26 protein-coding genes are annotated in these 25,003 nt (G+C 41.9%); 21 read left to right on the forward strand and 5 right to left on the reverse strand.

What is annotated here, in order from left to right; translation table 11 throughout:
- Window positions 1-103 precede the first annotated feature (103 nt).
- The 18 genes from recG (at window position 104) to era (ending at window position 17,397) form a co-directional block, all read left to right on the forward strand.
- A complete protein-coding gene (gene recG, locus B1s21122_RS02360) occupies window positions 104-2,290 on the forward strand; it encodes an ATP-dependent DNA helicase RecG (RefSeq protein ID WP_095680824.1) in 2,187 nt (728 codons plus the stop codon).
- Window positions 2,287-2,883: a 16S rRNA (guanine(966)-N(2))-methyltransferase RsmD gene (gene rsmD / locus B1s21122_RS02365; RefSeq protein WP_095680823.1), complete on the forward strand. Its 597-nt coding sequence runs from the start codon at window positions 2,287-2,289 to the stop codon at window positions 2,881-2,883. The genes recG and rsmD overlap by 4 nt, the downstream gene beginning before the upstream one ends.
- Window positions 2,884-2,912: 29 nt before the next feature.
- Window positions 2,913-3,395 (forward strand): pantetheine-phosphate adenylyltransferase, encoded by a 483-nt coding sequence (coaD, locus tag B1s21122_RS02370; RefSeq protein ID WP_041868417.1) that lies wholly within the window; start codon window positions 2,913-2,915, stop codon window positions 3,393-3,395.
- Window positions 3,396-3,397: 2 nt separating this feature from the next.
- Entirely contained in the window at window positions 3,398-3,874 is a 477-nt protein-coding gene (locus tag B1s21122_RS02375; protein ID WP_095680822.1) for an ATP synthase subunit B family protein, read from the forward strand.
- A 4-nt stretch (window positions 3,875-3,878) separates the two neighbouring features.
- Window positions 3,879-4,448, forward strand: coding sequence for a YceD family protein (locus B1s21122_RS02380; RefSeq protein WP_095680821.1), 570 nt, complete (start codon window positions 3,879-3,881; stop codon window positions 4,446-4,448).
- A gap of 76 nt (window positions 4,449-4,524) precedes the next feature.
- Entirely contained in the window at window positions 4,525-4,698 is a 174-nt protein-coding gene (gene rpmF / locus B1s21122_RS02385) for a 50S ribosomal protein L32 (RefSeq protein WP_018224860.1), read from the forward strand.
- Window position 4,699: 1 nt separating this feature from the next.
- Window positions 4,700-5,386 carry a ribonuclease III gene (rnc, locus tag B1s21122_RS02390; protein ID WP_095680820.1) on the forward strand — a complete coding sequence of 229 codons (687 nt, stop codon included), beginning with the start codon at window positions 4,700-4,702 and terminating at the stop codon, window positions 5,384-5,386.
- Window positions 5,387-5,401: 15 nt separating this feature from the next.
- Window positions 5,402-6,238 (forward strand): bifunctional DNA-formamidopyrimidine glycosylase/DNA-(apurinic or apyrimidinic site) lyase, encoded by an 837-nt coding sequence (mutM, locus tag B1s21122_RS02395; RefSeq protein WP_095680819.1) that lies wholly within the window; start codon window positions 5,402-5,404, stop codon window positions 6,236-6,238.
- A 55-nt stretch (window positions 6,239-6,293) separates the two neighbouring features.
- Entirely contained in the window at window positions 6,294-9,401 is a 3,108-nt protein-coding gene (locus B1s21122_RS02400; protein WP_095680818.1) for a chromosome segregation SMC family protein, read from the forward strand.
- A 7-nt stretch (window positions 9,402-9,408) separates the two neighbouring features.
- Window positions 9,409-10,245 (forward strand): signal recognition particle-docking protein FtsY, encoded by an 837-nt coding sequence (ftsY, locus tag B1s21122_RS02405; protein WP_095680817.1) that lies wholly within the window; start codon window positions 9,409-9,411, stop codon window positions 10,243-10,245.
- 158 nt (window positions 10,246-10,403) lie between these two features.
- Window positions 10,404-11,708, forward strand: coding sequence for an ammonium transporter (locus B1s21122_RS02410; protein WP_095680816.1), 1,305 nt, complete (start codon window positions 10,404-10,406; stop codon window positions 11,706-11,708).
- Entirely contained in the window at window positions 11,705-12,043 is a 339-nt protein-coding gene (locus B1s21122_RS02415) for a P-II family nitrogen regulator (RefSeq protein ID WP_095680815.1), read from the forward strand. The genes B1s21122_RS02410 and B1s21122_RS02415 overlap by 4 nt, the downstream gene beginning before the upstream one ends.
- Window positions 12,044-12,063: 20 nt before the next feature.
- Window positions 12,064-13,488, forward strand: coding sequence for a signal recognition particle protein (ffh, locus tag B1s21122_RS02420; RefSeq protein WP_095680814.1), 1,425 nt, complete (start codon window positions 12,064-12,066; stop codon window positions 13,486-13,488).
- A gap of 157 nt (window positions 13,489-13,645) precedes the next feature.
- Window positions 13,646-14,215 carry a 30S ribosomal protein S16 gene (rpsP, locus tag B1s21122_RS02425; protein ID WP_095680813.1) on the forward strand — a complete coding sequence of 190 codons (570 nt, stop codon included), beginning with the start codon at window positions 13,646-13,648 and terminating at the stop codon, window positions 14,213-14,215.
- Between the two features lie 14 nt (window positions 14,216-14,229).
- Window positions 14,230-14,907: a signal peptidase I gene (lepB, locus tag B1s21122_RS02430; RefSeq protein ID WP_095680812.1), complete on the forward strand. Its 678-nt coding sequence runs from the start codon at window positions 14,230-14,232 to the stop codon at window positions 14,905-14,907.
- Window positions 14,908-14,911: 4 nt separating this feature from the next.
- Entirely contained in the window at window positions 14,912-15,511 is a 600-nt protein-coding gene (locus B1s21122_RS02435; protein ID WP_095680811.1) for a ribonuclease HII, read from the forward strand.
- A gap of 62 nt (window positions 15,512-15,573) precedes the next feature.
- On the forward strand, window positions 15,574-16,455 hold the full coding sequence (gene dprA, locus B1s21122_RS02440; RefSeq protein WP_095680810.1) for a DNA-processing protein DprA: 882 nt from the start codon (window positions 15,574-15,576) through the stop codon (window positions 16,453-16,455).
- Window positions 16,456-16,479: 24 nt separating this feature from the next.
- Window positions 16,480-17,397: a GTPase Era gene (gene era, locus B1s21122_RS02445; protein ID WP_095680809.1), complete on the forward strand. Its 918-nt coding sequence runs from the start codon at window positions 16,480-16,482 to the stop codon at window positions 17,395-17,397.
- Here era and B1s21122_RS02450 read toward each other — a convergent pair.
- Both B1s21122_RS02450 and B1s21122_RS02455 read right to left on the reverse strand, forming a co-directional pair.
- Window positions 17,375-18,238, reverse strand: a complete 864-nt coding sequence (locus B1s21122_RS02450) for a DMT family transporter (protein ID WP_095680808.1) — start codon at window positions 18,236-18,238, stop codon at window positions 17,375-17,377. The genes era and B1s21122_RS02450 overlap by 23 nt on opposite strands.
- Window positions 18,239-19,177 (reverse strand): alpha/beta hydrolase, encoded by a 939-nt coding sequence (locus B1s21122_RS02455; protein WP_095680807.1) that lies wholly within the window; start codon window positions 19,175-19,177, stop codon window positions 18,239-18,241. It lies immediately after the preceding gene.
- Window positions 19,178-19,250: 73 nt separating this feature from the next.
- Here B1s21122_RS02455 and B1s21122_RS02460 point away from each other — a divergent pair, with 73 nt between their 5' ends.
- The 3 genes from B1s21122_RS02460 to B1s21122_RS02470 are packed head-to-tail and all read left to right on the forward strand — an operon-like array spanning window position 19,251 to window position 22,199.
- A complete protein-coding gene (locus tag B1s21122_RS02460; protein ID WP_095680806.1) occupies window positions 19,251-20,276 on the forward strand; it encodes a 6-phosphofructokinase in 1,026 nt (341 codons plus the stop codon).
- 55 nt (window positions 20,277-20,331) lie between these two features.
- Window positions 20,332-21,669 (forward strand): class II 3-deoxy-7-phosphoheptulonate synthase, encoded by a 1,338-nt coding sequence (locus B1s21122_RS02465; RefSeq protein ID WP_095680805.1) that lies wholly within the window; start codon window positions 20,332-20,334, stop codon window positions 21,667-21,669.
- 38 nt (window positions 21,670-21,707) lie between these two features.
- A complete protein-coding gene (locus tag B1s21122_RS02470; RefSeq protein WP_095680804.1) occupies window positions 21,708-22,199 on the forward strand; it encodes a methylated-DNA--[protein]-cysteine S-methyltransferase in 492 nt (163 codons plus the stop codon).
- On the opposite strand, the gene B1s21122_RS02475 is transcribed toward B1s21122_RS02470, so the two are convergent.
- Genes B1s21122_RS02475 through B1s21122_RS02485 form a run of 3 tightly spaced genes read right to left on the reverse strand, consistent with a single transcriptional unit; the run spans window position 22,173 to window position 24,969 of the window.
- On the reverse strand, window positions 22,173-23,231 hold the full coding sequence (locus tag B1s21122_RS02475) for a threonine aldolase family protein (protein ID WP_095680803.1): 1,059 nt from the start codon (window positions 23,229-23,231) through the stop codon (window positions 22,173-22,175). The two genes, B1s21122_RS02470 and B1s21122_RS02475, sit on opposite strands and share 27 nt — an antisense overlap.
- Entirely contained in the window at window positions 23,221-24,102 is an 882-nt protein-coding gene (locus B1s21122_RS02480; protein WP_095680802.1) for a DMT family transporter, read from the reverse strand. Before B1s21122_RS02480 ends, B1s21122_RS02475 begins: the two co-directional genes overlap by 11 nt.
- Window positions 24,103-24,969, reverse strand: a complete 867-nt coding sequence (locus tag B1s21122_RS02485) for a deoxyribonuclease IV (RefSeq protein WP_095680801.1) — start codon at window positions 24,967-24,969, stop codon at window positions 24,103-24,105.
- Between the last annotated feature and the right edge of the window lie 34 nt (window positions 24,970-25,003).

Raw genomic sequence — 25,003 nt, forward strand, 5'->3', positions numbered from 1 at the left:
AACTCACTTAATAGAGGCGAAAGATTACCTTGCCAGGGTATTAATTGGCTAATCCAGTGGGTAATTACGCACAGATAGCCACCGGGCGTTAGATACTTCCACTATGGCCACTCTTTCAACCCGATTAACAAATATCGTGGGCGACCGAACAGCGCAGGTCTTAGAGAAATCTTTTGGAATCACCACAATAAATGAATTACTTCGGCACTATCCCCGAAGGTATGTAGTACGTGGTGAATTAACTGATATTTCAACATTAGTTGCCGATGATGAGGTAACAATTTTGGCGGAGATTGAAGCGGTAAAGCTTCGACGAGCAAATGGTAAAAATATTCTTGAAGTAGTTGTCACCGATGGCAGCGCGAATTTGTCCCTAACATTCTTTAACCAAGCCTGGCGCGAGAAGGATTTAAGATCAGGAAGAGTTGGCTTATTTGCTGGAAAAGTTGGAGTATTTAAAGGCAGGCGCCAGTTGGCTCATCCAGATTACCAACTAATTCCAGATGGCGATGATGTAGATGCCGCCGTGGCTGAGTTTGCTGGGAAGTACTTACCTGTTTATCCAGCAACTGGAAAATTACCGTCTTGGAAGATCATGCAATGCATGAAATTAGCAATTGATTCCCTAGATGAATTGCCAGATTACTTACCATCGCAGATCACTGAGCAATTTAGGTATCCATCATTAAAAAAAGCATTTCTAGATATCCATCAACCACCTGATTTAGATAGTGCTGAAAATGCAAGACAGCGCCTTACCTTTGATGAAGCACTACTGTTGCAATTACTTTTAGTACAACGTCGTGCTGAGATAACCAAATTGAGCACTAAATCTAGAACTCCAAATACACCTAAATTAGTTGCAGCCTTTGAGAAGAAATTGCCATTTAAATACACAGCTGGGCAAATTGAGGTTAATTCTCAAATTGAAAAAGATTTATCAAATAAGTACCCGATGCACCGCTTATTACAAGGTGAGGTTGGTTCTGGAAAAACTGTAGTTGCCCTTAGAGCAATGCTTTCAGTTGTTGATTCATCTGGCCAGGCGGCATTACTTGCGCCCACTGAAGTTTTAGCTCAACAGCACTATCGAACAATTACCAAAATTCTAGGAGAGCTAGCACAGGCCGGAACATTGCAGGCTGGTGAAATTGGTACCCAAGTTGAATTACTAACTGGATCATTATCTGCTGCTGAGAAAAAAGAGATCCATGCCAAATTGGCAACAGGTCAAACAGGGATAGTAATTGGAACGCATGCACTAATTTCAGATGGTGTTGGTTTTGATGATCTTGGATTAGTAGTAGTTGATGAACAACATAGATTTGGTGTTGAGCAACGAGATGCACTTCGGATGAAAGCAAAGCAGCCACCTCACTTGTTAGTTATGACTGCGACTCCAATTCCAAGAACAGTAGCAATGACTGTCTTTGGTGATTTAGATATTTCAACCCTTAAGGAGTTGCCAAGTGGACGAGTTGCAATCACAACTCATGTAATTCCAGTACTAGAGAAACCACACTTCTTAGATCGCGCATGGCAACGAGTTAAAGAGGAGGTGGCTGAGGGCCATCAGGTTTATATCGTTGCACCAAGAATTGCTAATCCAAATAAGAAGTTAACTGAGCGAGAAATTGCTGCTGCGCTATTACTAGGTGAGGAGCTACTAGATAATGAAGAGATGGTCGCAGTTGAGGAGTTGGCACCACAATTATCAAGTGCCGCACTTTCTGGTTTAAAGATCGCCGTCTTACACGGCAAACAATCAAGTGAAACTAAAGATCAAACAATGGCAGCCTTTGCTGCTGGGCAAATACAAGTTTTGATTGCAACTACAGTCATTGAGGTGGGTGTTGATGTACCAAATGCTTCAATGATGGTAATCATGGATGCTGATCGATTTGGTGTATCTCAACTTCACCAGTTACGTGGTCGAGTTGGCCGAGGAAGTGCACCGGGTCTTTGTTTGTTGGTAAGTAGCGCGCAGGAGGATTCACCTGCCATGCAACGATTAAATTCAGTAGCTGCCACCCTAGATGGTTTTGAATTGGCCAGAATAGATTTAGAACAACGTAAGGAGGGTGATGTGCTTGGTAGATCTCAATCTGGCGGTAAATCCCACCTTCGCTTACTAAGAGTTTTACGTGATGAAAGTTTGATTGATCAAGCTCGAGAGGTAGCAGTGAAAATCTTGAAAACTGATCCAGATCTTAGTAACTTGCCTGAGTTAAATAGTGAAGTTGAAAAGCTTAAATTAGATGAGGCAGCAAGATTTATGGACAAATCATGAGCATGCGAATAATTGCTGGAATTGGTAAGGGTAGAAAATTGTTTTCACCTCCATCAATTACCAGGCCAACCTCAGATCGAGCCCGGGAAGGATTGTTTTCATCTTTAACTTCAACATTTTCAACATTAGATGGATTACATTTTCTAGATCTTTATGCTGGTTCTGGCGCGGTCGGAGTAGAGGCACTTTCTAGAGGTGCGGCGCTTGTAGAGGCGATTGAGAGTAATTCAGTTAGCGCGCAAGTTTGTGAAGATAATTTCGCACTTATTTCTAAGCTAGAAGGAGTTGGTAAGTTTAAAGTCCATGCTAAAACAGTATTTGAATTCTTAAACCACACCGCCAGTAAGCCATATGAAATTATCTATATAGATCCGCCTTATGAGGTAGATAATGTTGAGGTCGAGAAGATACTTAAAAAGATTTTAACTCTTGGATTACTTAGCAGATTTGGCCTGGTGGCAATTGAGCGAGATGCTAAGGCAAAAATTTTTACCTGGCCTGATGGATTATCTGAGTTAAAGGTTCGCTCTTATGGCGCCGGTGCTATTCACTATGGCGTCCTAACTGAGCGCATTGGCTCAGAAAATGGCTAACTGCGCAATAAGTTGCTAGCGTTTTACTCATGAGACGCGTTGTTTGTCCCGGTTCTTTTGATCCAATTACTAATGGACACCTAGATATTATCGCCAGAGCCTGCACCTTATTTGATGAAGTTGTTATTGCAGTATTAGTTAATCAAACCAAAAGCTCACTATTCACAGTTGATGAGCGAATTGCCATGATTAAAGAGGTTACTGCTAGATACAGCAATGTGAAGGTTGATTCTTGGAGTGGTTTATTAGTTGATTACTGTCGAACAAATAAGATTCCAACAATAGTTAAAGGATTAAGAGCAGTAAGTGATTTTGATTATGAACTGCAGATGAGCCAAGTAAATCTACAACTGCAAGGGGTTGAGACCTTATTTATGTCTACTGCTCCTTCGCACTCATTTTTGTCCTCCTCCTTGGTCAAGGAGATAGCAAGTTATGGTGGGGATGTTTCGGCGTATATGCCTGCTGCTATCGTCGATAAGTTAAAATCAAGAGTCAAGCGGAGGGATTAGTCATGGATGTAGTTGAGAATTTAGAGGCAGCAATTGCTGCCGTAGAAGAGGCTCGATCTGTTCCGCTATCTGCTTCCTGTGTTTTGAACCGTGGGGAGATGTTGCAGTTACTAGATCAAATTAAAGTTTCTTTTCCAAATGATCTAGCGAAGGCGATCTCAATTTTAAGAGATAAAGATATGATTTTAGAAAATGCTCATACCCAAGCTGATGGAATCATTGCCCAAGCCAGGGATGAGGTCGCACGTTTGGTTGAACAAACCACCATTGTTTCTAATGCCCGAAAAGAGGCAACTCGAATTCTTGCTGAAGCCAATGAAGATGGTAAGAGGAATCGTGAAGAAATTGATGAGTATGTAGATGCCAGGTTGGCAACGCTTGAGGTTATTTTGAATAAAACCTTAGATGTTATTAGCAAAGGTAGAGATCAATTAGGTGGAGTTGAAACTAAACACGCACTCTCTGATCTAAACAAGTAGTCCAATGGCACGTTCAATTTATATCTTTAATACCCATGACCTGCCTCATCGGGCCGGTGAAATGCGTGAGCATCAGTTAGATCTAAAGATTCCAGAGCCAGTTGGTGTTGATCTGCTGTCCGTAAAACCGGGGGAAGTTATTGAAGTTGACCTGCGCCTGCAATCAGTTGATGAAGGAGTTCTTGCTAGCGCCCGAGTAATGGCTACAGCCACTGGGGAGTGCACAAGATGTCTAAAGCCAATTACCTGGCCAATTGATGAAAACTTTACTGAGCTCTACTACTACGAGATTGCCGCTGGTAAGCGGGGAACTAAATCAAAGTCTGGCAAGGATGAGGAGATTGATTTAGAGGAAGATGATTTAAGTTTTATGGTTGGTGATGATATTGATCTAGAACCGGCAATTCGCGATGCTGTTATTTTAAATTTGGCGGTTAACCCACTTTGCACTGAGGATTGCCCAGGTCTTGAAGAAAAGCAGGGGCAGAGTTGGGCGTATTTGTCAGCAGAGCAATCGCAAACCCCTGCCGATCAAAGATGGGCTGCCCTGAAGGATTTCCCGCTTAAAAACTAATCGTTTTTACAAGATCGAACTTTTCGTAGATAATTCTCATCTTGCGCAAAGCGCAGTTATATAAGGAGTAATGATCATGCCAGTACCAAAGCGAAAAATGTCGCGAGCACGCACTCGCTCTCGTCGTAGCATGTGGAAGACAACTCCTGCTCACTTGGCAACATGTGAACAATGCCAACAACCAAAGTTGCAACACACTGCCTGTCCAACCTGCGGAACTTATAACCGTCGCCAGGTTCTAGAGGTCTGATCTGTACTCTGACCTAACCGAGCAACTCGGAATATCGGTTAAGGAAGAGTTGCTTGAACTTGCATTAACCCATCGCTCCTTTTCATATGAAGCAGGTGGCATTCCAACTAATGAACGATTAGAGTTTTTAGGCGATTCAGTTTTAGGTTTAGTAGTTACCGATGAACTTTATAAAAGATTTCCTGATTTAGATGAAAGTAGATTAAGTCCACTTAGATCTGGCGTAGTGAACATGCGAGCACTTGCTCAAATTGCCCGAGATTTAAAATTGGGAGAGCACCTTCGAATTGGTAAGGGTGAAGAAGCTACAAATGGTCGCGATAAAAACTCGATACTTGCTGATTCATTAGAAGCTTTAGTGGGTGCAATTTATCTTCAATATGATTACACAAAGACAGCTGAAATAGTTTTAAAGTGGATGCAACCAGCATTAAGTTCAGTTTCTACTTTAGGTGCAGCGCTCGATGGCAAAACCGCATTACAGGAAATTGCAGCTACTTTGAATTTGTCAGCACCTGAATATGAAATTACCGAATCTGGTCCAGATCACGATAAAAGTTTTATTGCCATAGCAATTGTTGGCGGTGAGAAATTTCCAAGCGGCGATGGTAAGAGTAAACGCGAGGCTGAACAATCTGCAGCTAAGTTAGCCCATGAAGCATTAAGTAGCAGAGTTAACAAGAAGTAAAAATCTGAGCGTGTAATGCCAGAGTTGCCTGAGGTTGAAACAGTTCGAAGCGGACTTGAAAAATATGTGGTTGGAAAGAGAATATCTACTGCGCAGACCTTTCACCCACGAACAGTTAAGCCAGGTTCAATTGCGCCACTAGCTGCAGCAGTTGGCTCAAAGATTCAAGCAGTTAAGCGTCGCGGAAAATTTTTATGGCTAGAACTAGATCGTGATTTCACTCTAGTGGCACACCTTGGCATGAGCGGTCAGTTACTTGTTCAACCAGCATCTGCGCCAATTCAGACCCATATGCGGGCGAGATTCTCATTAACTAGCAGGCTGGGTAGAGGAAGGGATGAGATTAGATTTATTGACCAGCGAACCTTTGGCTGGCTTTCAATTGAAGAGCAAAATAACGGTATTCCCACGTGTGTTCAACACATAGCTTTTGATCCATTTGAAAGTGAGTTTGATATCAAGCAGGTTGTTGCCAAAATTAAATCGAAAAAATGTGCAATTAAGCCAGCGATTCTTAATCAAGAGGTATTAAGTGGTGTTGGAAATATTTATGCAGATGAGGCGCTATGGCGAGCAAAAATACATCCGGAAATTATTTGTGAAGATTTATCAGAAGATGAGATTAAGAAAGTCATCACATCTGCGATCTCGGTAATGAAATCTGCCATAAAAGCTGGTGGCACATCCTTTGATCAGCAGTATAAAAATGTTAATGGTGAAAGCGGATATTTCTCCAGATCATTGAAGGTATATGGCCGTGAGGGTGAAAAATGTTCACGATGTGGCAGCGCTATCCACAGAATTGCCTTTGCTAATCGCTCATCCCATTTTTGCCCGCGTTGCCAAGGGTAAGTAGCCCAGATTTTCGGCAGTTTTTAGATAGGTTTGCGCCTATGAGGGCGAAGCCATGTATCTAAAGAGTATGAACCTAAAAGGGTTCAAATCCTTTGCCTCCTCCACCACCTTAAATTTTGAACAGGGCATTACGTGCGTGGTCGGACCAAATGGATCTGGTAAATCAAACGTAGTCGACGCTCTGTCTTGGGTAATGGGTGAGCAGGGTGCTAAATCATTACGTGGTGGAAAGATGGAAGATGTAATTTTCGCTGGCACCTCTGGCCGTGCGCCACTAGGTCGTGCTGAAGTATCAGTAACAATTGATAACGCAGATGGCGTTCTTCCAATTGATTTTTCTGAAGTAACAATCACCCGTGTTTTATTTAGAAATGGTTCATCTGAATATTTATTAAATGGGGAAACTACAAGATTATTAGACATTCAAGAGTTACTCAGTGATAGTGGTATTGGTCGGGAAATGCATGTAATCGTTGGACAAGGTCAGTTAGATGCAATCTTGCTGGCAAATCCAGAGGAACGGCGAGCATTTATTGAAGAAGCCGCTGGTGTCTTAAAGCACCGTAAGCGAAAAGAAAAAGCAATTCGAAAATTAGACTCAATGCAAACTAACCTTGCTCGAATTCAAGATCTAACTGTTGAGCTACGCCGACAATTAAGACCGCTCGGTAAACAGGCAGAAGTGGCGAGAAAAGCCTCAGTAATTCAATCAGATGTTAGAGATTCAAAGCTTCGCTTACTAGCTGATGACCTAACTCGGATGAGATCTGAGATGGAGGTTGAAGTTGCTGATGAGAATGTTTTGCGTGAGCGAAAAGAGCAGGTAGAGCGAGAGCTAAACACTGCAAGAGCACGTGAGGTTGAGTTAGATGCAATTGCTGCAAGTGAGAATCCACAATTAATTGCAGCTCAAGAAAACTTTTATCGACTAACTGCCCAACGTGAGCAAATTCGTGGCGTTCAGAATTTATCCTCCGAGCGAGCCAGATTCTTAGCTGAGGAAGCAGAAGAAGCCAAAGCAATTGGCCGGGATCCAAAAGCACTAGAAGATGAAGCATTAGTTTTACGACAAGAAGAGTCAGCACTGGCAACGCAGGTAAAAATCTCACAGGATCAGTTACAAGTTGATTCAAATTCATTAAAGGCAATTGAGCAACAACTAGCGTTAGAAGAAAACCGAGTATCTGCTTCACTGCGTGCGATTGCAGATCAACGTGAAGGAACTGCAAGACAAGAAGGTCACATAAATGGACTTAGATCAAGAATTGATGCCACCACTGGTGAGATAACTCGATTAACTGCTGCTAAAGATTCAGCTGATGGCAGATTACGAGGTTACCGAGAAAGTTTTGCATTAATTGAAACACAAATATCATCGCTAACTGCAACAGAGCCAGGCTTAGATAATCAATTTAATAAATTAAAGGGAGATTTAAAATCTGCTGAAGCAGAATTAAAGGTTTTAACTGACAAACTGCAATCTACTGAGAAATTACGAGCAGGTTCACTTGGAAGATTAACCGCATTCACAGAGATCACTGAGTTAGTGGCTGCCTCACAAAATGCCAATTTAATTGAGAAAATTTCAGTATTAACATCTAATTGCGAGGCCGAAGTAGCAAAGGTGTCAGCAGATTGTGATCGCATTAAGTTTGAATTGACTGCCTCACAAAACCGTTTTGATTCAATTAACCGCGAATATGAGGTAGCACTTTCTAAATTAAATGATTCAGATGCAGCCATGACTGGATTAGCTGAGCAATTAGCTGTGGCAGGCCAAAATGTTAAGAACACGGGTGAGGAGCTAGATCGTTTAATCGCAGCGTTAGATGCAGCAAATGAGCAGCGCACCTTTGACGAACGAGATTTAGCCGCTGCAATTGCGCAATTTGAATCACACCAAACTCCATTGGAGCCAGACTTAACTCATCTGGAGGATTTAAGGTCTCAAGTATCTGGTGCTCGTTCAAAAGAGGTTGAAGCAAGATTAAGTTTGCGCACAATTGAAGAACGTCGAGATGCAATTGCTCAACGTGCGATTGCATTAGAAAATCAAGCAAGCGCTGAACGAGATGCAGCCTCAAAATCTATTTCTCGCAGGGAAAATCGAGCTCAGGCTGCGGTGACTGCCCAAGAAATTGCAGACACTGCATATGAGGCATTAATTCAAATTGAATCATCAATTTCAAAAGCTGGTGCAGAGCGTGCGCGACTTGAGAAATCACGATCTGACCGAGAAGGTGAGATTTTAAATCTAAGAACTGTTGGCAGGGAGTTGGCAATTGAGTTAGAAAGACTAACTTCTAGCGTTCATAAAGATGAGATCGCTCGCGCCGAGCAAAGATTGAGAATTGAGCAACTTGAAAGCAAAGCGGTGGAGGAGTTAGGTGTTGATGTTTCAACACTTCTAACTGAGTATGGCCCAAGTAATGATGTGCCGACATTTTATGAAAATGAGCAAGGTGAGTTTGTACCAGGAGACTTAATCCCATACCGCAGAGATCAGCAAGAAAAACGTTTAGCGCAGGCAGAGCGCTCACTAACTTTGCTGGGCAAGATCAATCCATTAGCACTTGAGGAGTACTCATCACTTGAAGAACGACTACGTTATTTAGCCGAACAGTTAGAAGATTTAAAGAAAACTAAAAAGGATTTGTTGGACATAATCAAAGAGGTGGATGATCGGGTGCAACAGATCTTTACTCAAGCGTATGAAGATACTGCTCGTGAGTTTGAAATTGTCTTTGCTCGACTATTTCCAGGTGGTGATGGAAAGTTAATTCTTACCAACCCATCAGATATGTTGACATCAGGAGTTGATGTTGAGGCTCGGCCACCTGGCAAACGAGTTAAGCGATTATCACTTCTATCTGGAGGTGAGCGATCACTAGTAGCGGTGGCTTTGTTAATTGCAATCTTTAAAGCAAGACCTTCACCATTTTATGTAATGGATGAGGTTGAAGCCGCACTGGACGATACAAACTTGGGAAGATTATTGGGCGTCTTTGAAGAGCTACGTGAAAAATCACAGCTGATTATTATTACCCACCAAAAGCGGACAATGGAGATTGCTGACGCGCTCTATGGCGTAACAATGCGTGGTGATGGAGTCAGCGAAGTCATCTCGCAGCGAATTCGTGAAGTCGACGCAGTTTCTTAAAAAGTAGATGAGTTTATTTAAACGTTTATTTAATGCAGTTAGATCTGGCTCAGTTTCGAATGAGCAGTGGGATGATATTCGAAGTAATTTAATCTCAGCAGACCTTGGCGTAAAGCTAGTTGATCAGGTTATTGCAGAGGCGAAGTCGGCAAAGCCTGAAAATGCACAGCAATCAATTACATATGTGATTAAGCAATGGCTAAGTAGTAAAGATAGGGCAATCGCTAAGAATTCAGATCGGGTAAGCACCATATTGGTCGTAGGGGTTAACGGAACTGGGAAAACGACCTCAACTGCAAAGTTAGCAAATTTGATTAAGAATGAGAAAAATACTGTTTTGTTAGCAGCAGCTGACACGTTTCGCGCAGCTGCCGTTGATCAGTTGCAAACTTGGGCAAGTCGAATTGATATTGAGGTTGTAAGCGGAGCAGCAAATGGTGATCCGGCTGCTGTTGCTTTTTCAGCAATCACTAAAGCCAAATCTGAAAACTACAACTATCTTCTTGTGGATACTGCCGGAAGATTGCACACCAAAGAGAATTTGATGCAGGAATTAGGAAAAGTTATCAGAGTTATCGAAAAGCAGTCACCTGTTGATGAAATTTTATTGGTACTTGACGCTACTACTGGTCAAAATGGAATTAATCAGGCAAAGGTTTTCATTGAAGCCGCCGGTGTGACGGGATTTATTCTCACTAAATTAGACGGTTCGGCAAAGGGTGGGGTAGGCCTTGCGATCGAGAAAGAGTTTGGATTGCCGATTAAATTTATAGGCACGGGGGAGCAGATTTCAGACTTAGCCCCCTTTGATCCAGAGCAGTACATCGCATCTTTGTTTGATTAGGTAACATACTTTTAACAATTGCTTTAAAACTGTCACCAGTTCGAAACTTAAAAAACCACTTGATTTAACCCATTCAGGCCAGAGTATTGCCATCTCAAAGGCGAGGTTTCCCAACTATATGAATACTGCGAAAGCAGGTATTGGTTATTGGAGATCAAATGGCAGAAGTAGTTTTAAACACTGGTGATACGGCTTGGGTTTTAGCAAGTACAGCATTGGTGCTTTTAATGACACCAGGATTGGCACTTTTCTACGGCGGCATGGTTCGTGCTAAAAGTGTTTTGAATATGATGTTAATGTCAATGGTAACAATTGGCATCGTTAGTGTGTTGTGGGTAATTTATGGATTCAAATTAGCCTTTGGCTATGAAGCAAACTCACAGTGGTATGGAGAGATATCTCTATCTGGTTTGGGTAGTGCGGTAAACGAATTAACTAATAACGGTGGTGTTTATCCAATTCCATTACTAGCATTTGCTGCTTTCCAACTTATGTTTGCGATTATTACGCCAGCTTTAATATCAGGCGCTATTGCAGATAGAACTAAGTTCACAGCTTGGGCAGTTTTTGTAACAGTCTGGGTTACTTTGGTTTATTTCCCAGTTGCACACTGGGTCTTTGCCTTTGGAAATAAGGTTGGCGATAAGGTAACGGGGGCTGGATTCTTAGCAGCCAGAGGTGTGCAAGATTTTGCAGGTGGAACCGCTGTTCATATAAATGCTGGCGCAGCTGGTCTTGCAATGGCAATCATCCTTGGTAGGCGAGTGGGATGGCGACGAGAATCGATGCGACCACACTCACTGCCATTGGTGTTAATTGGTGCTGGTTTGCTTTGGTTTGGTTGGTTTGGATTTAATGCTGGATCTGCATTGGGAGCAAATGGCACCGCAGCTTTAGCATTGTTAAACACTCAAGTAGCAACAGCGGCCGCAGCATTGGGGTGGCTAGTAGTAGAAAAACTAAGAGATGGTCATCCAACTTCACTCGGCGTTGCATCTGGTGCAGTCGCCGGCTTAGTTGCAATTACGCCAGCATGCGCATTTGTTGCCCCATGGGCAGCAGTTGTAATCGGTTTGATTGCTGGAATCTTATGCGCGCTTGCAGTTGGCCTTAAGTATCTATTCAACTTTGATGATTCACTAGATGTTGTTGGCGTTCACTTAGTTGGTGGATTATGGGGCTGCTTATCACTTGGCTTCTTTGGCAGTAGCGCAATCAATAGCCTTGGCTTAGATGGCATCTTCTATGGTGGTGGCGCCACTTTGCTTGGCAAGCAGGCATTTGGAGCTTTCTTTGTTTTAACTTACTCCTTTATCGTCACCTTAATTATCGGCTTTGCTATCGATAAGACGATTGGACTTAGAGTTAAAGCGGAGGCTGAAATTTCTGGAATTGATTACGATCAACATGCAGAAACTGGATATGAATTAACTAATAGTTCAAGAGGAGGTTTTAGCTCATGAAGTTAATTACCGCAATTATTAAGCCACAAAAACTAGATGCAGTTAAAGAGGCGCTAGTTTCACAAGGCATAACTGGTATGACTGTTTCAGAAGCTAAAGGTTTCGGTCGCCAACTTGGCCTTACTGAGGTTTATCGTGGAACCCAATACAAGGTGGATCTCATACCGAAAATAAGATTGGAAGTATTGGTTAGTACTAAAACTGCAGATAAAGCAATAGAAATTATTGTTAATGCTGCTAGGACCGGAAGCATTGGCGATGGCAAAGTATGGGCCACAGCAGTTGAATCAGTAACTCGGGTTCGAACCGGTGAGAGTGGTGAAGAAGCAATCTAAATAAAATGTAAGATGCTTCCATGTTTGAAGCGCTAGGCCAGAGATTTACATCATTATTTTCTGGCCTGCGCGGTAAAGTTTCGCAGGCACAGTTAGTAGAATTTTCATCAGATATAAAAAATGCCCTCCTTGATTCAGATGTTGCCCTTTTAGTTGCTGATAAATTCTCAAAGCAGGTTTTAGAGGAATTTAACAATCAAGCGGAGTCAATCAATAAAAGTACAAACCCATCCCAGAAGATCTTTGAAATTGTAAACGCGCAGTTAACTCAAATATTAGGTGGATCAGAACGTCGGCTTAAGTTTGCAAAAGTAGCGCCAACAGTAATTTTGTTAATAGGTCTGCAAGGCGCAGGAAAAACTTCACTCGCTGGTAAATTAGCCAATTACTTAAAGCTCCAAGGGAATACACCACTGCTAGTTGCAGCAGATTTACAAAGACCTAACGCAGTTAATCAGCTTCAAGTAGTCGGTGAATCAACTAAAACTCCAGTTTTTGCACCAGAGCCTGGCAACGGTGTGGGCAATCCCATTTCAGTTGCGAAAGCAGGAGTTGAATTTGCAAAAGAGAAGTTACATAATTTTGTAATTATTGATACAGCTGGGCGAACTGGTATTGATCAAGAGTTGATGAATCAGGTCACTAGTATCCGTGACGCTGTTAAACCAGATGAAATTTTCTTTGTAGTTGATGCTATGACTGGTCAAGACGCAGCAGTAACAGCGAAAGCATTTGCAGATGGTGTTGGATTTGATGCAGTGGTATTAACCAAATTAGATGGTGACGCCAGAGGTGGCGCAGCGCTTTCAATTGTTGAAATTACGGGTAAGCCCATAATTTTTGCATCCACTGGAGAAAAAATTTCTGATTTTGATCTCTTTTATCCAGATCGTATGGCTTCGCGAATTTTGGGAATGGGAGATGTTGCTTCCTTAGCTGAACAAGCCAAGCGGGCAATGCCGGAGGAGACTTCGAAAAAGCTAGAGGATAAATTTGTTAAGGGTGAGGAGTTTACATTTGAGGACTTCCTGTCTCAGTTAGAAGCGATGAAAAACATGGGCAGCATGAGTAAGTTAATGGGATTACTGCCAGGTGCTGCAGGCATGAAGAAGCAAATAGAAAATTTTGATGAATCAGAATTAGTAAGAACTCGAGCAATAATTCAATCAATGACTCCAATGGAGCGTAATGATCCAAAAGTATTAAATGGTTCTAGGAGATCAAGAATTGCTCTCGGCAGCGGCCGAGCAGTTTCAGAGATCAACTCTTTAGTTGAAAGATTTTCCCAAGCTCAAAAAATGATGAAGCAAATGCGTGGAGGCAATATGCCAGCCGGATTACCAAATATTGGATCGATGCCAAAACCACAACAATCAAATAACATCCCAAAGAAGAAATCTCGATCTGGAAATCCCGCTAAGCGGGCGCTGGAAGAGGGTATTTAGGCCAATTTGGGTTTATCCCATCCTGCTGGCAAGATTAGCCTTCTGCTAACGGGACCCTCTAACCCATAGCAATTTTTATCCGCAAGGTTAGATCTGGATGTAAACGCCCCCGCTGTTTACGAAAGAAAAAGCCGAATAATTTTCTATAGGGAGTTTTGTGTCAGTAAAGATCAAGTTAATGCGTCTTGGAAAGATTCGTACACCACATTTTCGTATTGTGATTGCAGATTCTCGTTCCGCTAGAAATTCAAAAGCGATTGAAGAGATTGGCCGCTACTCACCAGCATCTGAGCCGTCTCTAATTGAAGTTAACACAGAGCGAGTTCAATATTGGTTAGGCGTTGGCGCACAGCCAACTGAGGCAGTAACTGCACTTCTTAAAATTACTGGTGATTACCAAAAAGCTCATGGCTTGCCAGGCAGCGAGGGATCACTTAAGCCACAGCCAGTGAAAATTGATAAGCGAGTTGCTTATGAAGCTGCTGTTAAAGAGGCAATGAATGAGCCAGCAGATGGCGCAACAACCCTGAAGAAGAAAGCTGCAGAGAAATTGGCTGCAAAGGCTGCTCCAGTAGTTGAAGAAGCACCTGTTGCACAAGAGGCTCCAGTTGCCGAAGAAACACCTGTAGCGCAAGAGGCTCCAGTTGTTGAAGAAGCAGCGGCAGTTGCTGAAGCTCCAGCTGAAGTTGTTGCCGAAGCGGTTGCTGAAGAAACTCCACAAGCTTAAGCAAAGTAAAACTTATGCCTAAGAAGGGTTCGTTCCTTCGCGAACTACCTGTCATTGTTGTTTCTGCCTTAATTGTTTCAATTCTGGTTAAAACCTTTTTGTTGCATTTTTTCTACATTCCTTCTGGATCAATGGAAAATACACTTCAGGTAGGTGATCGAATTGCAGTAAATAAATTTGGAGCCCTGTTTAGCGAGATTAAACGAGGTGAGGTTGTTGTATTTGGTGATCCTGATAAGTGGTTAGGCCAGGTTTCAGAAGCTACCGATCCAAAGCCAATCGCAATGATTAAGTCAGGTTTGATTGCTGTTGGCGTGTTACCTGATCCGGCAAAACAATACTTAATCAAACGAGTAATTGGTGTCGGCGGTGACAACGTAACCTGCTGTGATTCTGATGGAAAAATACAAGTAAATGGTGTGGCAATTACTGAGCCATACATATATGCGGGCGATAAGCCAAGTGATACTAAATTTAATATTGATGTTCCTGCGGGCTTTATTTGGGTAATGGGCGATCATAGATCTGCAAGTACTGACTCAAGATATCAACCAGATAGTGCCAATAATGGCTTGGTGCCACTGAGTAAAGTGGTGGGTCGAGCCACTTTCATAATCTGGCCATTTGGAAATATTGCAATACTTGATAAGGGTGAAGATTTAAAAAAGATTCCAGTAAAAGCTCAATCTTAGTTTAATGATTGAGCAAACCCTGCTTAAAGCTGGACTTAAAAACATAGCAGGAGTCGATGAAGCAGGCCGGGGACCATGTGCTGGTCCATTAGTTGTTGCAGCGGTAATTTTAAAGGATCCACTTTCACCAGCACTTAGCGAAGTAAAAGATTCAAAAGAACTTACTGAGTTAAAGCGAGAACAACTCTTTGATGTAGTAATTAACAATTCGATCACTTACTCAATAATTGAAATCACCCCACAAGAGATTGATCAACTTGGACTGCATAAATGCAATATTGAGGGTATGCGTCGAGCGGTAAATGGATTAAAGAATCCGCCAGAGTATGTATTAACTGATGGCTATGCCATTCCGGGGCTTACCATCCCAAATCTTTCTGTTTGGAAAGGTGATCAAGTAGCAATATCCATTAGCGCTGCATCAATCTTGGCAAAGGTATATCGAGATCGAATAATGATTGCTTTGGATAAATCCTATCCAAATTATGGTTTGGCAAGTCACAAAGGGTATATAACAGCGCTACATACTGAAGCTATTAAGAAATTTGGAGTGCTACCCATACATAGAAAATCATTCGCAAACATTGCAGCACTTCTTAATTGACAATAATCCACAGTAGGGATTTATACCCCTTATCAGCTAAAGATCTTTGCTAAATTCACAAAATGTTAGATGAAAAAACTGCCAAACTAATCCTATTCTCAGCAGTAGATCCAGTTGATACTTTCTGGCAATACGAGGTTTTAAGAAGCGGGGCGATTAATACCTACCAAAAGATAACAAGAGGCTCTGCGTATCTTAAGATTCCAGATTTTTCGCAGATTAGAAATAGAGTTTTAAGGGCAAATGTTGAGGATCTTAAGTCTGAAATTATGGCCGCAAATGCTGAGTTTATAAGTAGTGAAGATCTAGATTGGCCGGCCTCTTGTCAAGATCTTTCAGCGCCACCAATTGGATTAGTAATCAAGGGTGATCGAAAATTACTTGCGCAACTTGGCAACTCAATTTCAATTGTTGGAAGTCGTAGGCCAACAAACTATGGCTTAAATGTTGCAAATAAACTAGCTACTGATGCCGCTAAACAACAAATTGTGGTGATAAGTGGAGGTGCTTATGGAATTGATACTGCAGCACATAAGGCAGCAATAATTGCTGGCGGTAGAACTATCTCAGTTTTAGCCGGAGGAGTGAGTTGCCTCTACCCACTTGAAAATCGGGAGCTGTTTTCAGAAATTACCAAAGCCGGATTATTGATTTCAGAGGTTATGCCAAGTGTTAAAACCATGCCAGCTCGTTTTTTGATTCGAAATCGTTTAATTGCAGCCTTATCTGTGGCCACCGTAGTAGTTGAAGCAGAGTTTGTTAGCGGTTCCATAAGAACAGCGCGTGATGCTGCTGAGATATTTAGGCCAGTTTTTGCGATTCCGGGCCAGATATCATCAAAGTTAAGCGATGGCTGTCACCGACTAATTGCCGAACGAGTCGCGGATATTGCAACTAGTTTGGATGAAATACTAGAAGTGATAAAACCCTTGCAATTGCGATAGCCAAAAGGTGAGAGAATAGGAGCAATGGAAAACTTCAAAGCTGGTTTTGTGGCAATTGTCGGTCGCCCAAATACCGGAAAATCTACCTTGGTAAATGCTCTGGTTGGAACAAAGATAGTTATTACATCTCACCATCCAAATACCACCAGAAATCCAATACGCGGCATAATAAATCGCGAGAAATATCAAATGATTGTGGTTGATACTCCAGGAATGCATAAACCAAAAACTGCACTTGGCACGAGATTGAACTCCATGGTGAATGAAAACATGCAATCAAATGATGCTGTGCTTCTATGCTTGCCAGCAGATGAGGAAATAGGTGCTGGTGATGAGTACATTGCCAAGCAGATTAAAGGAAATCAGAAAGTTTTCTTAGTAGTGACCAAAGTTGATAAAATCTCAAAATCAGATTTAGCGGTTAGGTTAATGGCTGTAAATGAGTTTGCACTTAGATTAAATCTGCAAGATGCTGAGATAATCCCAGTATCGGCTAAAAATCTAGATCAAACCGAACTTTTGCTTGAATTACTTTCAGTACATTTGCCGGAATCGCCAGCGCTTTATCCCACCGATATAAATACTGATCAAGCGCAGGAGTTGATGTTTGCTGATCTGATTAGAGAGGCGGCGATCGAAGAGCTATATGAAGAGCTGCCACACTCGGTGATGGTTACCATTGAAGAGATGGGCGAGCGGGATGATGGAAAGATATTTGATATCAGCGCCACATTACATGTTGAGCGCGATAGTCAAAAAGGAATAATTATTGGACCACAAGGAAGTAAGTTAAAAGCCATTGGCAGTTTAGCTAGAAAATCTATCGAGAATCTTGTTGGCATGCAGGTCTTCCTGCAAATTCATGTAAAGGTTTCAAAAGAGTGGCAGAAAGATCCAAAACTATTAGCTAAATTAGGATTTACTGACGCACTTTCCGACTAGCAAAGTAAGAACCAAGTAAGACCAATGGTAAGCCAAGCATAATTCCAAGAGTTAATGGTTCTCCCAGTAGAATTACTCCAAGCAATACCGCAACCGCTGTGTTTAAGTATGTAATAAGTGAAGCCCTTGGTGGGCCAACTTCGGCGAGTAACTTAAAGAATAAAATAAAGGCAATTGCAGTGCAGAAAACCCCAAGGGCAGCAACTGATGCAATTGCTTCAACCGAAGGAGTTTTAGTTGGCCAATGGGTGATGGCAAACGGGAAGTAGAAAATAGTAGTAATTATCATCGCCCAGGCATTAAGGGCAATTGCAGGAACTGTTGGGATTTTTCGATTAATCATATTCACTGCGTAGGCGTAACCAATCGCAGCCAGAATAACCATACCAATAGATTTAATATCCTGGCGGCCACTTATGGATTCAATTCCAACAACTGCAACAACTCCAATGAAGCCGATGAGTAATCCAAATAATCTAGATTTATGCCAGACAGTGTGATCACCATTTAAAGAAGCAAAAATTGCCGCCCAAATTGGCACGGTAGCAACTAAGAGTCCAGCTAAGCCTGAGGATATTTTCTGTTCAGCATTTGTAATCAAATACCAAGGACCAATTAACTCTGCCACGGTGTAGATAAGAACTATGTGCCAGTATTTTCTTGGTATGTAGATTGTTTTTTTGGATAAAGCAAGAGGCAGTAAAACCATCGCGCCAATTAGGACTCGAAAGAAAATTATTGTAGAAGGAGAGATTTCCTCTACTGCTACCTTTATAAAAAGATATGGAGTTCCCCAAAGAAAGCCCACCAGGGCAAATCTGCTCCAGCCAACCTTGGTCAATTAATTACGCCTTCCTAGAATTGCATTAATTTCTTTCGCAATCTCTGAGTATAGTGATTCGGCATCATCTGTTACTCCACTTAAATTAAAGAAACCATGAATCTGGCCAGCAAACTCGCGATATATTGCCGGAACTGAATCTTTTATCAATTTTTGATAGTAGTTTTTAACATCATCGGTTAGTGGATCAAATTCAGCTGCAATCAAGATCGCAGGCGCAACACCACGAAGAGAGTTAGCCTTTGCAGGTACTGCATATGGATCATCCTTATCTGCAACTTTAGACAGGTACTGATCCCAAAACCATTTCATTGCTTGGGTTGTTAAGCCATAACCTTGTGAGAAATTAGTAGCCGATGGGTAATTCATCGTGGAGTCATTGCATGGATAGATTAAAAGCTGAAAGGCTAGAGAGATTAACTTTTCATTACATGCTTTAAGGGCAACTGATGAAGCTAGATTTCCACCAGCACTATCACCGCCAACACCAATTGCGGCTAGATCTATTCCTAGTTCTTCTGCATTTTCAATAACCCATTTAAGAGTTGCATAGCAATCATCAAGAGGTGCTGGATATGAATGTTCAGGAGCTTTTTGATACTCAACTGCAATAACTATGAAGTTAGCATTTTTTGCGATCTTGCGAAGAGCTGGTTCGTAAATATCTAAGAAGTTTAAAACCCATCCGCCGCCATGAAAAAATACTAACGCCGGTAGGTTATTTTCTTTGCTTGGTCGATAGATCCGGATGGGAAGAGCTGATGTTGGTCCAGTGATACTTCGGTGTTCAACTGTATCAATCTGCAGCAATGGCTGTTTTAATGCAATATGAAGTTTGGTGTTTTCTCTTATTTCAGCAAGTGGTGCTTGCCAGACTTGTGGCAGGCCAGTTGCTGCACGCTCTGCTAGGTAGGCAGCTATCTCGGGTTTAAGTCCCATTGCGGCAGAGTAGACTTAGCCGTCAACGTTGACCAACTCTTATAACTAATTCAAGGCTGGAGTTTTTGCAAAGATGCGTATTGGTGTTTTAACAGGTGGCGGAGATTGCCCGGGCTTAAATGCTGTAATTCGCGCTGTTGTGCGCAAAGGTGTTAAAGAGTATGGCTATGAATTTATTGGATTTAAAGATGGTTGGCGCGGTCCACTTGAGGGATTAACCATGAAGTTAGATGTGCCAGCGACCCGCGGAATATTGCCAAAAGGTGGAACAATTCTAGGTTCCTCAAGAACTAACCCATTTAAGATTGAAAATGGTGTTGAGAAGATAAAAGAGAATTTAGCAAAAATGAATGTGGATGCCTTGATTGCAATTGGCGGCGAAGACACATTGGGAGTTGCAACCAAACTTGATTCACTTGGCGTTAAAGTTATCGGTGTCCCAAAGACAATTGATAACGACTTAAACAATACTGATTACACCTTTGGATTTGATACTGCAGTTAATATCGCAGTAGAGGCGATTGACCGATTACATACCACCGCAGAATCACATCACCGAGCTTTAATAGTTGAGGTAATGGGCAGGCATGCTGGCTGGATTGCGTTGCATTCAGGATTAGCAGGTGGTGCATCTTGTATTTTGATCCCAGAGGTTAAGTTTTCATTAGATCAGGTCTGTAAATGGGTGGAATCTAGATTTGAACAAAGTTACTCACCAATTATTGTTATTGCAGAGGGTGCAATTCCACAAGATGGAGATTTGATAACTAAAGATAAAACTTTGGACTCCTTTGGACATGTGAAGTTATCTGGTATTGGTGAGTGGCTGGCTAATCAGATAGAGGAAAAGACTGGCAAAGAGGCTCGCACCTCAGTATTAGGACATATCCAAAGAGGTGGCACTCCAACTGCATTTGATCGAGTTCTAGCAACTAGATTTGGTTTACATGCCATCACAGCTGTTCATGATGGGGATTGGGGCAAGATGGTTGCCCTACATGGCACCAAAATTGAAAGAGTGCCCTTGGCCTCAGCAACAGAGAAGTTAAAAACTGTTGATCCTGACCTATATAAAGAAGCGGAGATCTTCTTCGGTTAATTGATGCTGGCTTAATTAGCCACATCCTTAACTAAAGATTGCATACCATTATCTAATGAACGCTAACTCGATATTTACCCCAGGCCTGGTGGCAGCCCAGCAACCAACCTGGCCAGATGCGGCTGCAGTAAAGGCGGCAGTAACTGAGTTAGAGAGTTTTCCACCCTTAGTTTTTGCTGGTGAATGTGACAATTTAAAGAAGCGAATTGGCGAAGCAGCATTAGGTAATGCCTTCTGGCTTCAAGGTGGTGATTGCGCTGAAACATTTGTAGCCGCAACTGCTGACTCAATTAGAAATCGAATTAAGACAATTTTGCAGATGGCAGCGGTACTTCAATACTTCTCATCACTTCCGGTGGTTAAGGTGGGTCGAATGGCAGGCCAGTTTGCTAAGCCACGCAGTAATGACAATGAAACTCGGGATGGTCAAACTCTGCCTGCTTATCGCGGGGATGCTGTTAATGATCTTGAGTTCACGAAAGAGGCAAGAACTCCAGATCCAAAGCGATTAGTTCGGGTATATAACACCTCGTCTGCAACATTAAATTTAGTACGAGCCTTCACACAAGGTGGGTTTGCTGATCTGCGCCAGGTGCATAGTTGGAATAAGGGATTTGCAGCTGATGCCAGATTTAGCGCTCGCTATGAGGAAATGGCAAATGAAATTGGCCGAGCAATTCAGTTTATGCAATCAGCAGGTGTTGATCCAGAATCATTTAAATCTGTTGATTTCTACTCAAGCCATGAAGCTTTAATTCTTGAATACGAGAAGGCACTAACTCGAATCGATTCAAGAACGAATAATCCTTATGATGTATCAGCACATTTTGTTTGGATAGGTGAGCGCACTCGTCAATTAGATGGTGCTCATATGGACTTTGCTTCAAAGATTCACAATCCAATTGGTGTAAAGCTTGGTCCGAAAAGCACGCCAGAGGAAGCTTTAGCTATTATTAAAAAGCTAAATCCTGATAATGAACCAGGACGTCTAACATTTATAACCAGAATGGGTGCTGGAGTGATACGAGAAAAACTCCCAGCGCTAATTGATGCAGTTACTAAATCTGGAGCCATCGTGCTTTGGGTATGCGACCCAATGCATGGCAATACATATGAAGCGCCAAGTGGGTATAAAACTAGAAAATTTGATGATGTTATTGATGAAGTTAAGGGCTTCTTTGAGGTACACAAGAAATTAGGAACTCATCCTGGTGGAATACATATTGAGTTAACTGGAGATGATGTAACTGAGTGTGTTGGTGGTGGAGAAGCAATTAGTCACGAAGATTTATCTTCAAGATATGAAAGTGCTTGTGATCCAAGACTAAATCACACCCAATCTCTTGAACTAGCCTTTTTGGTTGCAGAGATGCTTCGAGATCGCAGAAAGTAACTCTTTTCTAATCTGTAGTTCTCAGTTAAAGTCTGAGGATGCTTCACAGTGCCACCCATAAAACTCCAATTGGAGATTTGAGTATCATCGTTGAAGAACATATTTTGCTTGCAGCAGGCTTTAAATCTTTAGAGAATTTGATAGATCGATTATCACCAATCGATGCTAATAAAGAGATGAAACATATTGGCAAGATCCCAGTTATATCCGAATTGATTTCAGATTACTTTGACGGGGATTTAAACGCATTTAATCCAATTAAAGTAAGGCAACCAGGAGCAAAATTTTCGCAAGAAGTTTGGAAAGCTATGAGGAAAATTCCAGCTGGAAAAACTCTTTCTTATGCTGAACTAGCTAAGCGAGCAGGATCTGCTGATGCAATTAGGGCTGCTGGTACTGCTTGTGGCAACAATTTAATTGCACCAATAATCCCATGCCATCGAATAATCAAAAGTGGTGGCGCGTTGGGAAATTATGGTTACGGTATAAAAGTTAAAGAATGGTTACTTACGCACGAGGGCGCTTTTTAGTATCTCTGGCAGGACTTGATTTACTAAGTTGATATCTGAATCATCCAGATCTAGATGAGTTACAAGTCTTAAATAATTCGGACCTAACGGACCAGTTAGTACGCCTTTTTCTTTAAGTTGAGCGGCTAACTCCGGGGCCGTGATATTTAAACTAGATAGATCTAAGCCCACAATATTTGTATCTACTAGCTCGGGTGTGATTACGGCCGGTGCAATTTTTGATACTTGCTCGGCAATTGATTTCGCCCGCAGATGATCATTTTTTAGGTACTTAATATTGTTCTCTAAGGCATAGTGGCCAGCAGCAGCAATAAGTCCTACTTGTCGCATTCCGCCACCGTAGCGTTTGCGCCACTGTCTTGCCTTACTGATCCTTTCCTTTGAAGAGATCATTAGTGAGCCAATTGGAGCTCCAAGACCTTTTGATAGGCACACACTTAAGGTATCAAAGTGTTTTCCATAATCTTTTAAACTTACTCCAGTTGCAACATGTGCGTTCCAGATTCGTGCACCATCTAGATGCATTGAAATTCCAAGTTTTTGAGTTTCTTGGCGAAGTTTTTTTATTTCTTCAATTGGTTGCACAGTTCCACCACCAAAATTATGAGTATTCTCAATAGCAATTGCGGTAGTTGATACTAAATAAGGTCCAGAGTCGGGTCTTGCAATGTTTAATACATCTTCTGCCTTCAATAGGCCACGTTCTGCTAACCATGTCCTAGTAGTAATTCCACTAAAAACTGCACCTGCTCCTAGCTCTGCTCTAACAATGTGTGAATTTGTCTCAGTTAATAACTCTTCACCGGGTGCTACTAACATCCGGATTGCTAATTGATTTGCTAAAGAACCAGTTGGGCAAAAAAGAGCGGCTTCATGACCAAATAAATCTGCAACTCGTTCTTCAAGGGAATTAACAGTTGGATCTTCACCATAAACATCATCGCCAACCTCAGCAGAAACCATGAACTTTCGCATTTCATCTGAAGGCTTAGTTAAGGTGTCCGACCTAAGATCAACTACTTTATTTGCCACTGTTATTTACTCCTGAGTTTGTGTGTTTTGAATCCGACCAAATTACCAGTGCCATGGCGATTAATACTAGGGTTCCACCAGAAATTATCCGCAAAGTTAGTGGATCATTATCAAAGTAGAGTCCAAAAAATAGTGCAAAAGGAGTTTCCATAGCTAGTAAAACTCCGGCAACGGTAGCGCTCATAATTGATTGGGCCTTGACTTGGATAAGGAATCCCAAAAATGTTGCAAAGAACGCGGTATAGAAAACTGCCGACCAAACTCCGTTATCTGGTGGCAGCTGAAAACCATCTTTTAACGACAGAGCAAAGAAAATTACTGCTGAAACTAAAATTTGTATCAATGTTAATGCGTAGGTGTTTTCTCCATCACTCCATTCACCTAAGGCAACAATTTGTCCAGCAAAGAGTAAGGCAGAGATCAAAACTAAGATTTCTCCGATACCAAAAGAGATGCCATTAAATGAAATAAAGTAAAGACCAATTGTTGCCACAAGCACTGCTAGCCATTGAACCTTAAAAATTTCTCGCTTTAGAAGTATCCAAGAAATAAGGGGAGTAAAGACTAAGTAAAGACCTGTTATAAAACCGGTATTAGAAACTGTTGTCTGGGTGAGTCCAAATGTTTGGAATATGAATCCACTGCAAAGGAGTAATCCAATCAGTACTGCCCGTTTAACAAATTTACGGTCTAACCCAGTTAATGACTTTGGTTTGTAGAAGAACATAAAAGCAGCTGCCAGAATAAATCTACTGGCCAAAAAGGAGTAAACATCCTGACGCACTAGGGAATCCTTCATAACCAAGAAAGCACCACCCCAGACTGCAGTGGTAGCAAGCAGTCCTAGGTAGAGAAATACTTTAACTTTCATTTATTTATCTCGCATCTTTTTTAACATGGCAACTTCACTGCCATGCTCTGCTTCAGCCCCTGGGGTTTCCAGTATTAATGGTGCGTTTAAAACTGCTGGATGGGCCAATAACTCTATGAATGGTTTGCTGCCAATTTCACCCTTACCAATATTTTGATGACGATCTTTTAGATTACCGCAGATATCCATTGAATCATTTGCGTGAATTAATTGAATTCGCTCTAAGCCTGCAATCTTTACCAATAAATCCAAAGTTTCAGTCATGCCGCCAGGCTTTTTGATGTCATGACCAGCAGCAAAAACGTGACAGGTATCAAGACAAACGCCAACTTTTGGGTGCCACTCCAGGGCTTCAAAATACTTAGTCAGATCATCTAATTTCTTTACTAAAGATTGGCCTTGGCCTGCAGTTGGCTCAAGCAGCAGCCATGGGTCATCATCTTTTAAGTTATTTAGGATTGGCATAACACCTTCATGAATTTGCTGCCAAGCCTTATCAACATGAGATTCATCAACAGCAGAGCCGGTATGGACAACTACACCTTTGGCACCGATTTCTTTTCCTCGCTTGAGAGAATATGCAGTTGCCGCTAATGAATTTTCATAAGTTGAAACTGTGGGCGAACCTAAATTAATTAAGAACGAAGCATGCACATAAGCTTCAATATTGTGCTCAGCAGTCTTGGCTTTAAAAGCCTCATCCATTGCTGGGTTGGGTGCTGAAGTTGCCCAAGTTCTAGGGCTTGATGCAAAAACTTGAATCGCTTCAGCTTTAATCGTTAATGCATACTCGATTGATCGTGTGGCCATGCCTCCAGAGGTCGGAACATGTGCTCCGATTTTTGGAAGTGATTTAGCTTTAGCCATCAGGGGAGCCTACCTGAGAGGTGGCTAATTTCAT

This window comes from Candidatus Nanopelagicus limnes (assembly GCF_002287885.2).
Classification (GTDB): Bacteria; Actinomycetota; Actinomycetes; order Nanopelagicales; family Nanopelagicaceae; genus Nanopelagicus; species Nanopelagicus limnae.